At 65.5% G+C, this 12,340-nt stretch carries 11 protein-coding genes; 1 reads left to right on the top strand and 10 read right to left on the bottom strand.

Features of this window, described 5'->3' with window-relative positions:
• Window positions 1-16: 16 nt before the first annotated feature.
• Entirely contained in the window at window positions 17-1,567 is a 1,551-nt protein-coding gene (locus F3J45_RS23455) for a sensor histidine kinase (RefSeq protein ID WP_167068656.1), read from the top strand.
• 10 nt (window positions 1,568-1,577) lie between these two features.
• On the opposite strand, the gene F3J45_RS23450 is transcribed toward F3J45_RS23455, so the two are convergent.
• The 10 genes from F3J45_RS23450 to arnB all read right to left on the bottom strand — a co-directional run bounded on the left by F3J45_RS23450 (window position 1,578) and on the right by arnB (window position 12,315).
• Window positions 1,578-1,769: a hypothetical protein gene (locus F3J45_RS23450; protein ID WP_205299837.1), complete on the bottom strand. Its 192-nt coding sequence runs from the start codon at window positions 1,767-1,769 to the stop codon at window positions 1,578-1,580.
• Window positions 1,770-1,901: 132 nt separating this feature from the next.
• Window positions 1,902-3,494, bottom strand: a complete 1,593-nt coding sequence (locus tag F3J45_RS23445) for a glycosyltransferase family 39 protein (protein ID WP_167068649.1) — start codon at window positions 3,492-3,494, stop codon at window positions 1,902-1,904.
• On the bottom strand, window positions 3,494-4,867 hold the full coding sequence (locus F3J45_RS23440) for a UDP-glucose/GDP-mannose dehydrogenase family protein (RefSeq protein ID WP_167068646.1): 1,374 nt from the start codon (window positions 4,865-4,867) through the stop codon (window positions 3,494-3,496). The genes F3J45_RS23445 and F3J45_RS23440 overlap by 1 nt, the downstream gene beginning before the upstream one ends.
• The gene (gene arnF / locus F3J45_RS23435) at window positions 4,864-5,277 is read right to left on the bottom strand and encodes a 4-amino-4-deoxy-L-arabinose-phosphoundecaprenol flippase subunit ArnF (protein ID WP_167068643.1); all 414 of its coding nucleotides are present in this window, start codon (window positions 5,275-5,277) and stop codon (window positions 4,864-4,866) included. Before arnF ends, F3J45_RS23440 begins: the two co-directional genes overlap by 4 nt.
• Entirely contained in the window at window positions 5,274-5,618 is a 345-nt protein-coding gene (gene arnE, locus F3J45_RS23430) for a 4-amino-4-deoxy-L-arabinose-phosphoundecaprenol flippase subunit ArnE (protein ID WP_167068640.1), read from the bottom strand. Before arnE ends, arnF begins: the two co-directional genes overlap by 4 nt.
• Window positions 5,615-7,264 carry a lipid IV(A) 4-amino-4-deoxy-L-arabinosyltransferase gene (gene arnT / locus F3J45_RS23425; protein WP_167068637.1) on the bottom strand — a complete coding sequence of 550 codons (1,650 nt, stop codon included), beginning with the start codon at window positions 7,262-7,264 and terminating at the stop codon, window positions 5,615-5,617. Before arnT ends, arnE begins: the two co-directional genes overlap by 4 nt.
• On the bottom strand, window positions 7,261-8,148 hold the full coding sequence (gene arnD, locus F3J45_RS23420; protein WP_205300654.1) for a 4-deoxy-4-formamido-L-arabinose-phosphoundecaprenol deformylase: 888 nt from the start codon (window positions 8,146-8,148) through the stop codon (window positions 7,261-7,263). Before arnD ends, arnT begins: the two co-directional genes overlap by 4 nt.
• Entirely contained in the window at window positions 8,145-10,151 is a 2,007-nt protein-coding gene (arnA, locus tag F3J45_RS23415; RefSeq protein ID WP_167068631.1) for a bifunctional UDP-4-amino-4-deoxy-L-arabinose formyltransferase/UDP-glucuronic acid oxidase ArnA, read from the bottom strand. The genes arnD and arnA overlap by 4 nt, the downstream gene beginning before the upstream one ends.
• Window positions 10,148-11,170 carry an undecaprenyl-phosphate 4-deoxy-4-formamido-L-arabinose transferase gene (arnC, locus tag F3J45_RS23410; protein ID WP_167068628.1) on the bottom strand — a complete coding sequence of 341 codons (1,023 nt, stop codon included), beginning with the start codon at window positions 11,168-11,170 and terminating at the stop codon, window positions 10,148-10,150. Before arnC ends, arnA begins: the two co-directional genes overlap by 4 nt.
• Window positions 11,167-12,315 (bottom strand): UDP-4-amino-4-deoxy-L-arabinose aminotransferase, encoded by a 1,149-nt coding sequence (gene arnB / locus F3J45_RS23405; protein ID WP_167068717.1) that lies wholly within the window; start codon window positions 12,313-12,315, stop codon window positions 11,167-11,169. Before arnB ends, arnC begins: the two co-directional genes overlap by 4 nt.
• Window positions 12,316-12,340: the final 25 nt, after the last annotated feature.

The raw sequence follows: 12,340 nt of genomic DNA, 5'->3' as shown, positions 1-12,340 counted from the left end.
ATCTGATGGAGTTCCTATGCAACAACTACCACCGGACGAAACCATCCGGGCTGCGATGAAAAAGTCCCACGCCCGGCTGCACCGCCAGCATGAGCTGGTGGTCGAGTTTGGCGTGATGTCGCTCAAGGTCGATGACCTCGATGCACTGCTTTCGCAGGCATGCAGGGTGGTGGCCGAGGGCATGCAGACCCGTTTCTCCAAAGTGCTGCAGCCACTGGCAGACAGCGAAGCCTATGTGCTGACGCACGGTGTGGGCTGGGACGCCTCGGACATCGGCCATGCCACCGTGGGCGGTGACATTGCCAGCCCGGCGGGGTACGCGCTGTCCACCTTTCGCCCGGTGTTATCCAACCATTTGGGGATGGAAGAGCGCTTTCGCACCCCGGACTTGCTGAAAAAATACGGTATCGAGCGGGCCATCAACGTGCCTATTCGTGGCGCGCTTGGCCCCTTTGGCGTACTAGAGGCCGACAGCAGTGACGGTGAGGATTTCGTCGAAAGCGACCTGGTGTTCCTGGAGGGCATCGCCAACGTCATCTCCCTGGCACTGGAACGCATTGCCGCCGGCAACGAGACGCCTCGCCCCGACCCATATTCCGAAAGCATTCTGAACGCCAGCCCCGATTGCGTGAAAATCCTCGCGCTCAGCGGCGAAATCGAATTCATGAACGAAAAGGGGCTTGAGCTGATGCACCTGCCGGCCCTGGCCGAAGTCAAGGGCCAACGCTGGCCCGAACTCTGGCCGGATGAGTCCCGCTCGCTGGTGGCCCAGGCCATGGGCAAGGTAACCGGCGGTGAAACCGCCAGGTTCGAAGCGTACTTCCCCACAGCGCCCGATGAGCCCAGGTGGTGGGATGTGACCGTCGCGCCGATTCTGGGCGCCGACGGCCAGATCGAACGGGTGATCGCGGTGTCCAGGGACATCACCGAGCGCCATCAGTACGAAGCCCAGTTGCTGTCGCTGATCGAAGCGCAGAACTCCCGGCAAAGTGCCAGCGACCTGCACCTGGAAGAGATCCATCACCGGGTCAAGAACAGCCTGCACCTGGTCAATACCCTGTTGTTGCTGCAAGCGAACCTCAGCCCGGACGCGGCGGTGAAGTTGCAACTGGAAACGGCCGCAGGGCGCGTGGTCACCATCGCCAGCGTGCATGAGCGGCTGTATCACATTGCCGAGCACGACACGGTGTCGGCTGGGGATTATCTGAATGCCTTGCTGGGCGACCTCGGCAAGGCCCTGGCTGACCGCAAGATCCTGCTCGAAACCGACGACTTCGTGCTGCCGCTCGAGCGCATGGCACCCTTGGGGTTGGTGATCTCCGAGCTCATCACCAACGCGTTGAAGTACGGCAAGGGCACCGTGGAGGTGGCGGTCAAGCATGCACAGGACCATGTGCTGCTGACGGTGAAGGACGAGGGCGACGGGTTTCCCGACAGCTACCCCAAGCCCACTGGCACCGGCCTGGGCATGCGCCTGGTGAACAGCTATTCAGGTTATGGCAGCGCCGCGGTGACCATCGACCGGCTGGAGGGCAAAAGCTGCATTCACGTGCGCTTCAGGCTCTAGGCCAGGCTGGCTAGCCCGCCCGCATCGAAGCCAACTGCTCTTGCAGGTCGGCCATCAGGCGCCGGCCCGAGGCCTCCAGCAGGTCGCCATACAGGGCGATGGCGTTACACGTCCGGCAGGTAAGGATGGACTTGCGGTGCAGCCGCACGGGCTTGACCAGGTCCTGCCCGTCGCATTTCAGGCATCTCAAGGTAACGCTCATCACTTCCTGCTCCATGGAAGGTTCGCGGGATTCATTTCCCTCACCTGGGGCCTGGCTCGGCACAGGTGCGATACATGGAGTGCCTTGCGCCCGAAACGTTCACTTCTACCCCGTGCGCAGCCCCGCAAGGCGTCACGGCGCACGGCGCAGCAGCACATAGTCGTCGTTGTCAAACCGCCCACCCAGGCGTGGCTCCAGCGCGCCCGGCGCCGAGCCCTGCAACGCCTGGAAGTCCTGCCGCGTCATGATGACCCAGGCCGGCCTCTGCAAGGCCTGCAACTGCGCGGGCGTTTCAGTGAACAGCGGTTGCAGGTCGTGGTCGACATTGACCATGAACTTGATGGCCTTGGCGTCCTGCCCCAGCCGGTGCAGCACCAGCGGCGCCGGCTGCTGGGCCACTTGCGCCATCACCGCCTGGGTGAATGCGCGCGTATCATACAGCCGCCGCTGCACCGGCTCGAACACCGCCACGTACACCAGCCACACCGCCAGCACCGCGCAGCCGGCCAGCACCTCGGCCCGCCTGCGTGGCCAGCAGAGCCGGGACACGGCCAACAACTGCAAGGCCGCCAGCACCGCGACCGGCACGCTGATCGAACCCAGTTGCCCGGCGTAACGGCGATGGGCAACCAGCAGGGCGATCATCAGCACGCCTGGCAACACCAGCCACAGTGCCTGAATCAGCCCGCGCAGCCAGGCGAACAACCGCCCCTGGGCCACCTGGAACGGGTAGGCTGCGATGATTGCCGCCATCGGCAGCATCGGCAGTACATAGCGTGCCTTCTTGGCCAACGGAATCGACAGCCCGAGCATCACCAGCAACCCCGCCGCCGCGCAGTACACCACCAGCCGCAATGCCGGCCCCTGCAGCCTTGCCTGGGCAAGCCCGGCGGCGATCAGCACCAGCAACGCCAGCGGGTAGGCAAGGGCATAGTTGCCCAGCGAACTGCTGAAGTAGAACAGCGCACTGCTGGCCCCCTCGCTGCCGTCCATGCGCCCCATGAACTGCATGCGAATCACATCGTCCAGAAACGCTTGCCCACCACTGGCCTTGGCCAGCCACAGCAACAGCCCTACACACAGCGCCAGCAGCACGCTGGCCAGCACCCCGAACACCAGCATGCGCCGCCATTGCCCAGCCAGCAGGTAGTAGCTGCACAGCATGCCCGTCGGCACCACCAGCCCGATCGGCCCGCGAATGCCAAAGCCCAGCAGCAACAACGCGAACAGCAACGGCCAGCGCCGCCCGGCGCCGTGGTGGTCGTGGGCATAACCCAGGTAGAACACGGCGAACGCCACGGCCGCCAGCATCAGGTCCTGGGACACGGCCCGCACTTCGCTGACAAACGTGGCGGTCAGCACCAGCATCACGATACTGGCCCAAGCCCAGCGCAGCGAGAAGGGCGCCAGCAGCCGGTACATCAAGGTGACGATCACTGCGCCAGCGAAGGCGCTGGGCAGCCAGGCGCCAAGGCTGTCGACGGCGCCCATGGGCAGCGACAGCAGCCAGATGAACAGGGTCGAGAGCGCCGTGTAGTCGGCATACGGCTGCCCGTAGGTGGTAGGGAACACCGTTGGCCCATGGCGCAGCATCTCCTGGGCGAACAGCACGAAGCGCGAGTCGAAGCCGATGGGCGCCAGCCCCTGGGCGCCGGCGCAGAACAGCAGCAGCGCCAGCAGCCCTGCAACCAGGGACTGCCGGCGCACGGTGAGGGGCAAGGGCATCAGGCTGCTTTAGACCGGCGGCGCGGCAGGTGCGGTGCCACTGGCAGCTGGCAAGAGTCGCCGCGGCCAATCGGGAAGTATTTGAAGCCTTTTCGCGCCAGGCGCTCGGCATCGTACAGGTTGCGCCCGTCGAAGATCACCGGGGCCTTCAGGCGCTGCTGGATCAGCTCGAAGTCCGGGGCCTTGAACTGCTGCCACTCGGTGCAGATGATCAGCGCATCGGCACCGGACAGCACCGATTCCGGCGTGCCCATCAGCATCAGCTTTTCTTCGTTGGGGTACAGGTGCTGGGTTTCCTGCATGGCCTCCGGGTCGAACGCGCGCACGCTGGCGCCGGCAGCCCACAGCGATTCGAGCAGCACGCGGCTTGGGGCATCGCGCATGTCGTCGGTGTTGGGCTTGAACGCCAGGCCCCAGACGGCGAAGGTCTTGCCGCGCAGGCTGCCTTTGTAGAACGCCTTGATCCGTTCGAACAGCTTGTGCTTCTGCCGCTCGTTGATGGCCTCGACCGCCTGCAGCAGGTCGCTGGAGCAATGGGCCTGCTCGGCGCTGTGGATCAGTGCGCGCATGTCTTTGGGGAAGCACGAGCCGCCGTAGCCGCAGCCTGGGTAGATGAAGTGGTAGCCGATGCGAGTGTCGGCCCCGATGCCCTGGCGTACCGACTCGATATCGGCGCCCAGGTGTTCGGCAAGTTCGGCGATCTGGTTGATGAAGCTGATCTTGGTGGCAAGCATGCAGTTGGCGGCGTACTTGGTCAGCTCGGCGCTGCGCAGGTCCATGAACATGATGCGGTCGTGGTTGCGGTTGAACGGCGCGTAAAGGTCGCGCATCACGTCGCGCACGTCTTCACCGTCGCAGCCGATGACGATACGGTCGGGGCGGCGGCAGTCGGCCACGGCCGAGCCTTCCTTGAGAAATTCTGGGTTGGACACGATATCGATGCGCAGCGCGCGGCCTGCCAGGGCCGTATCGATATGGGCGCGCAGCTTGTCGCCGGTGCCCACTGGCACGGTGGATTTTTCCACCAGGATCAGCGGTTGCTGGCGATGGCGGGCCACCGCATCGCCCACCGACATCACATACTTGAGGTCGGCCGAGCCATCCTCGCAGGACGGCGTGCCGACGGCGATGAAGGCCACCCGGCCGTGTTCCACGGCCAGCTGTTCATCGGTGGTGAAGTGCAGACGGCCGCCATCCAGGCCTTCGCGCACCAGGCTCGACAGGCCCGGTTCGAAGATGCTGACATGGCCTTCGCGCAGCAAATCGACCTTCTTCTGGTCAACATCCATGCAGACGACATCGTGGCCGACCTCGGCCAATACCGCAGCTTGCACCAGGCCGACATATCCGCTGCCAAACACTGTGATTTTCATGGAGCACTCCTGAACGCGGGCGCACGGGCCGGACGGGAATTGATGGTGATGACGCCGAGCATGACCAAGGCCACGCCGGCTGTTTTGCCAAGGCTGAAATGTTCGTCGAACAGCGGCAGGCTGGCCGCCAGCAGGTAGACCAGGGCGTAGCTCAGGCTCAGCAGCGAATAGGCCCGGCCCAACGGCAGGTCACGCAGGGCCAGCAGCCAGCAGAGCATCGACAGGCCATAGGCGCCGATCGCCGCCAGCACCACGGCCAGCGGCAGGGCATCGACGCCGTTGCCCATCAGCGCTGAAAGCCACGCGCAAGGTTGCGGCAAGCGGGTCATGCTCCAGCGCATGGCCAGCTGCGCGCTGCTTACCAGCAGCACGCTGCCCAGGGCGTAGGTGATGCCCAGGCGCGGGTTCATGCCTGTTGCCCCAGCAAGGCCACGCCGGCAATCACCAGCGCCACGCCCAGCCAGTGGCGGCGGTCCACCGGCTCATGGAAGGCGAAGCGGGCAATCAGGGTGACCAGCACGAAATTCAGGCTGAGCATCGGGTAGGCGATGCCGACCTCCATGCGCTGCAGCACCAGCAGCCACACCAGCAGGCCGCTGCCGAGTGCGGCGAGGGCCAGCCACAGCCATGGCGAGCGCAGTTTGCCGGCCCAGCCGCTGGGCTGGGCACGCCAGCTTTCCACGGCGAATTTCTGCGCCACCTGGCCCAGGCAGGTCAGCAGGCAGGCACTGAGCAGCAACAGCCAACTCATGGCGCAGCTCCTGGAAGTATCACGATCACCAAGTTGCCTTGCTGATAGCGCGTGCCATCGTCTGGCAGCAAGTCGAGATCATGGCGATCATCTTTGTCCTTCACACGCATGAGCACTGCGACCGAACCGTTTCGGCGGGCATCGGCCACCCATTGCCGCAGCTGTTCGCTGGCGACGTGGCGTGCGGCTGCCTCAGGATAGGCCAGGCCATATTTCAGTTCGCCGATGGTGTTGATCAGCGTCACGTCGTTGCGCTTGAGGCGCCAGGCCAGTGCCGACGCCGCGCCCAGGTCGTTGCTCATCAGGTAGGTGGCGCCGGCCAGCTCGCCCTGGTGTTGCAGCACGAACTGGTCGGGGGTTTTGCTGGCCTCCACCGCCTTGGGCAGTGCCGCCGGCAGCAGGCCGACCAAAAGCAGGCTGCCCAGCGCCGGCGCGGCCCAGCAGCGCAGCGGCGACAGCGCCTGGGCCAGGCTGCTGACCAGCCAGCCGGCCAGGCCCACGCACAGCCACAACAGGCTGGGCAGTTCGTGCTCGTACACCGGTTTTTTCAGCTGCAGCCAGGCCAGGGCGACCAGGGCAACCGCCCCCAGCGCGACATTGAGCCAACCGTTGAGGCCCAAGGCACGGCCTTGCTGCGCGTGCAAACGCTCGCCCAGGGCGTGGCCCAACAGCAGGGCCAGGGGCAGCAGGCAGGGCAGGATGTAGGTCGGCAGCTTGCCTTTGCTCAGGCTGAAGAACAGCAGCGGCATCAGCAGCCACAGCAGCAGGAAGCCGATGCTGGCCTGGGCGCGGCTGTGCCAGGCCTGTTTCAGCGCCGTGGGCAGCAGCCCGGCCCAGGGCAGGCTGAATGCCACCAGCAGTGGCAAGTAGAACCACCAGGGCGCAGCATGCTGGGCATCTTCCCCGGCAAAGCGGCGGATGTGCTCATGCCAGAAGAAGAACCGCCAGTAGTCCGGTTCCTGGGCGTGCACGGCCAGCACCCAGGGCAGGCTCACCAGCACCGCCACGGCGATGGCCAGCGGGCCGTATACCAGCAGCTCGCGCCAGCGTTTCTGCCACAGCATCCACGGCAGGGCGATCAGCACCGGCAAGGCCCAGGCGAGAAAGCCCTTGGTCATGAAGCCCATGCCACAGGCCAGCCCCAGCACGGCCCAGGCGGCCAGGCGCTGGCCGCCGCCGTGGCTGGTCAGGGCGAACCACAGGGCCACCAGGCTGAGGTTGACCCACAAGGTGAACTGCGGGTCGAGGTTGGCGTAGCCGGCTTGGCCTGCAACCATCACGAAGCTCATGTACAGCAGGGCGCTGGCCAGGCTCTTGCGTGGGTCGTTCCACAGCCGCCGTGCCACCACGTAGCACAGCAGCACGCTCAAGCCTGTGGCCAGCGCCGAGGCGAAGCGCGCACCGAACAGGTTCTGGCCGAACACGCCTTGGCCAAGGGCAATCATCCAGTAGCCGGCGATGGGTTTTTCGAAGTAGCGCAGGCCCATGAAGTGCGGCGAGATCCAGTCGCCGGTCAGCAGCATTTCCTGGCTGATTTGCGCATAGCGGGTTTCATCGGGAATCCACAAGCCATGGCTGCCCAACGGCAGCAGGTAGGCAAGCACGAACAGGCCCAGCAGCAACGGTAGCGTCCAGCGTTTGCTCATGCCCCTTGCACTCCCAGCCAGCCTTCACGGCCGCCGAGGGTGCCGCGTTGCACGCAGGCAACGGGCAAGCTGTCGAGCGAGGCGGGCAACAGCTCGCCCAGCGGTTTGAACGTGATGCCTTGCTGGCGTGCAGTGGCCAGCAACTGGCGAAAATCCTCGGCCATCAGAATCCCTTCTACCTCTGCGTGAATGGTGTAGACGTTGAGTGCCTGGGGCAGGAACTGCCTCAGGATGAAGGCGTTGAAGTCGGCGGCGGCCACCTGCGGGCCCACCACCTCGTCGAAGGTGGGCAAGTCCACCGGTATTTGCGGCGCCCCCGGCGAGCCGTCGGCCAGGCGCGGGCGGAACAGGCTGGCGCCGCGGCAGTCGCTGTTGTAGCGAAAGCCGAACGCCTGCTTGGCCTCGATCACCCGCTCGTCGGCACGCCAGCCGGCGGCGGCCGAGCAGTCCACCTTGGCCCCCAGGATGTCGCTGAGGGTGTCGACCCCACGGCGGATCTGCTCGCCCAGCTGCGCCGCCGTCCAGCGCCCGGCATTGGCCTGCCAGCCGTGGTGGTCCCAGGCGTGCAGGCCCACCTCATGGCCGGCCTCGCGGGCGCGGCGCATCAGGTGGCCGAGGTCGCGGCCAATCGGCTTGCCGGGCCAGGCGGTGCCGGCCAGCAGAATGTCCCAGCCGTACAGCCCGGCCGCATTGGAGCGCAGCATCTTCCACAGGAACTGTGGCCGCACCAGGCGCCACAGGTGGCGGCCCATGTTGTCCGGGCCGACACTGAAGAAGAACGTTGCCTTCACCTGCGCTTCGTCCAGCAGCTCCAGCAAGCGCGGCACACCTTCACGGGTGCCGCGGTAGGTGTCGACATCGATGCGTAGCCCGGCCTGCATCAGCGTGCATCTTCTGCCGGGCGGGCTTCGACCTCGCGCAGGGCTTCGCGCAGGAAGAAGTCCAGCGTGTTGCCGATGGTTTCGCGCATCTCTACGGTCGGTTCCCAGTTCAGCAGGCGCTTGGCATTGGCAATGCTTGGCTTGCGGTGGGACACGTCCTGGTAGCCGCCGCCGTAGAACGCCTTGCTCTCGACATCGCGGAAACCGGCGAACGGCGGGAAGTGGCTGCGCAGCGGGTGGGCTTCGAACTGGCGCAGCAGTTCTTCGCCCAGCTGGCGAATGCTGGCTTCGTTGTCCGGGTTGCCGATGTTGATGATCTGGCCGTTGCAGGCATCGCCGTCGTTGTCGATGATCCGTGCCAGGGCCTCGACGCCATCGGCGATGTCGGTGAAGCAGCGCTTCTGCGCGCCGCCGTCGAACAGGCGGATCGGCGTGCCTTCCACCAGGTTGAGGATCAACTGGGTGATGGCCCGGGAGCTGCCGATGCGCGCCGAGTCCAGGCGGTCCAGGCGCGGGCCCATCCAGTTGAAGGGGCGGAACAGGGTGAAGTTCAGGCCCTTCTGGCCATAGGCCCAGATCACCCGGTCGAGCAGCTGCTTGGACACCGAGTAGATCCAGCGCTGCTTGTTGATCGGCCCGACCACCAGGTTGGAGGTGTCTTCATCGAAGTTCGGGTCCTGGCACATGCCATAGACTTCCGAGGTGGACGGGAAGATCACGCGCTTGTTGTACTTCACGCAGTAGCGCACCAGGCGCAGGTTTTCCTCGAAGTCCAGCTCGAACACGCGCAGCGGGTTGCGGGTGTATTCGATGGGCGTGGCGATGGCCACCAGCGGCAGCACCACGTCGCACTTCTTGATGTGGTATTCGATCCACTCGGAATGGATGCTGATATCGCCTTCGACGAAGTGGAAGCGCGGGTGGTTGCGCAGGCGTTCGATGGCGTCGCAGCCGATGTCCAGGCCGTACACCTCATAACGCTCGTCGCTGAGCAGGCGTTCGGACAGGTGGTTGCCGATAAAGCCGTTCACACCCAGGATCAGCACCCGGGTGCGGCGAACGGCGCGGCGTGAGTCGGCGGCGCGCAGCAGCGAGCCCTCGACCAGGCCCAATTCACCGGCCAGTTGCGGGCCGCTCAGGTACAGGCCGTTGTCGTTGCGCTGGCCGGCGTGGATCACCAGCGAATCCTCGCCACAGGCAACGCGCAGCGGGTCGGTGCTGATTACCCGGCCAGGGGCCAGGCCCTCGTTGCCCTTGGCGACATCCGCCTGCCACACGATCAGTTTGTGCTCGCCCACCGGGCAGAACGCGCCGGGGTAGGGCTGGGTGACGGCGCGCACCAGGTTGAACAGAGTTTCGGCAGGTTGCTGCCAGTCCAGGCGGCCATCGGCGGCGGTACGGCGGCCGAACACGGTGGCCTTGGCCTCGTCCTGCGGGGTTTCGCTGAGCTTGCCCTGGCGCAGCGCCGGCAAGGTGTCGCGCAGCAGGTCGGCGGCGGCGGCGCGCAGCTTGCCGTGCAGGCTCAGCGCCGTGTCGCTGCGTTCGATGGCCACCGGCAGCTGGGCGACGATGGCGCCGGCATCGGCACGCTTGACCATGCGGTGCAGGGTCACGCCGGTTTCGCTTTCGCCGTTGACCAGCACCCAGTTGGCCGGCGCCCGGCCACGGTAGCGCGGCAGCAGTGAGCCATGCAGGTTGAATGCGCCCTTGCGCCCGGCGGCCAGCAAGGGTTCGCCCAGCAGGTTGCGGTAGTAGAAGGAGAACAGGTAGTCCGGTGCGAGGGTGTTGATGCGCTCCACCCACAGCGGGTGGTTGACGTCCTCGGGGGCGTGCACCGCAATGCCCTTGCGGGCGCACAACTGGGCTACCGAGCCGTAGAAGGTGTTTTCCTTGGGGTCGTCGGCATGAGTGAACACCGCTGCAATGTCATAGCCGCAGGCAAGCAGGGCTTCAATGCCGGCGCAGCCGATATCGTGGTAGGCGAAGACAACTGTTTTTGCACTCATGAATGAACCTGACCAGAAGTGGAGGAAGTGAAACCGTCAACGGTGACTGGGGTTGCAGGGGTGGGCGCAGGGCCGCTGCGCAGCACTTTTTCGATGAAGAACCGTGGGCGGGCGCGCACATCGCTGTACATGCGGCCCAGGTACTCGCCCAGCAGGCCCATGCCGATGAACTGGCCACCGGTGAACACGAACAACACGGCGAACAGCACGAACAGGCCGTTGCCCGCCCAGCCCGGGCCGAAGGCCAGGCGCAGCACGATCAGCGCCACGGCGAACAGCACGCCGAGTGCGGCCATGCTGAAACCGACGATGCTCAGCAGGCGCAGGGGCGTGGTGGTCATGCAGGTGATCAGGTCGAACATCAGGCTGATCAGGCGCATGGGGCTGTACTTGGAGTCGCCGTGTTCGCGCTCGGCGTGGTGCACGGTGATTTCGGTGGTGTGGCGGGCGAAACTGTTGGCCAGGATGGGGATGAACGTGCTGCGCTCGCGGCAGGCGAGCATGGCGTCGATCACCGTGCGCCGGTAGGCGCGCAGCATGCAGCCGTAGTCGCTCATGGCAACGCCGGTGGAGCGCTTGACCGCGTAGTTGATGACCTTCGACGGCCAGCGGCGCAGGGCCGAGTCCTGGCGGTTGCTGCGCACCGTGCCGACCACGTCGAAACCGCGCTCGGCCTCGGCGACCAGCCGCGGGATCTCCTCCGGCGGGTTCTGCAGGTCGGCGTCGAGGGTAATCACCACATCGCCCTGGCACTGCTCGAAGCCGGCCATGATCGCTGCGTGCTGGCCGTAGTTGCGGTTGAGGATCACCGCCACGAACGGGCTGTTCTCGGCCTTGGCGGCGTCTTCCAGGATGCTGGCGGATTCGTCGCGGCTGCCGTCGTCGACCAGCACGATTTCATAGGGGTGATGCAGTTGCTGGCAGGCGGCTGCGGTGCGGCGCAGCAGCTCCGGCAGGCTCTGTTCTTCGTTGTACACCGGGATGACGATGGACACGCGGTGGATCGGGTAAGGTCTCACGGGCGATTTCCCACAAGCTGTTCAATGGCGGTGACGACCCGCTCGAGGTCGTGGTCGGTCATGTCCGGGAACAATGGAATCGAGCACAGCCGCGCCGAGTTCCATTCGGTGTTGGGCAGCGACAGCTGCGGGTCGCGCTGGCGGTACCAGGTGTGCAGGTGGGTGGCGATGAAATGAATGCCGCTGCCGATGCCACGTTCCTGCAGGCCTTTCATGAAGGCTTCGCGGTCCAGGCCACAGCGTTCGCTGTCGATGCGCAGGATGTACAGGTGCCAGGCGTGCTGCTGCGGGTAGGCCGGCAGCGCCAGCGGTTGCACCGGCAGGCCTTCAAGGCGCTGCTGGTAGCGCGCGGCCAGCTCGCTGCGGCGGGCGTTGATCGCATCCAGGCGCTTGAGCTGCACCAGGGCGATGGCGGCGTTGATGTCGGCCAGGTTGTACTTGAAGCCAGGCTCGATGACCTGGGCCTGGGGCTTGCGGCCGTGGGTCAGGCGGTCGTAGGCATCAACGCCCAGGCCATGGAACTTGAGCATGCGCACGCGGCTGGCCAGGGCTTCGTCGTCGCTGACGAACATCGCGCCTTCGGCGCAGGTCATGTTCTTGATCGCGTGGAACGAGAAGATCGCCGTGCCACGGGCACCGACATGGCGGCCTTTGTAGCGGGTGCCGGCGGCATGGGCGGCGTCTTCGATCACGGCGATTCCATGCTTGTCGGCCAAGGCGTACAGCGGGTCGAGGTCGAATGCGGCGCCGGCGTAGTGCACCGGGATGATGGCCTTGGTGCGTGGGGTGATGGCCGCTTCGATACGGGCGGCGTCGGTCATCAGGGTGTCGCGGTCGATGTCGACGAACACCGGCGTGGCGCCGATCAGCGAAATCATGTTGGCGGTCGAAACCCAGGTTTGCGACGGGGTGATCACTTCGTCCCCTGGGCCAATGCCCAGGGCCAGCAGGGCGATGTGCATGCCGCCGGTGGCCGAGGACAGGGCCACGGCATGGCGACAACCGACGTATTGGGCAAACTGTTCTTCCAATGCCTGGTTCTGTGGCCCGGTGGTGATCCAGCCCGAGCGCAGAACGTGGCCGACAGCTGCAATTTCTTCTTCGCCCATGCTAGGGCGAGAGAAGGGGAGAAACGCCTCACTCATGAACACCTCGGTCATGCAATAAATA

This window comes from Pantoea sp. Ap-967 (assembly GCF_011752565.1).
Classification (GTDB): domain Bacteria; phylum Pseudomonadota; class Gammaproteobacteria; order Pseudomonadales; family Pseudomonadaceae; genus Aquipseudomonas.
This window is presented reverse-complemented; position numbering and strand designations above follow the sequence as displayed.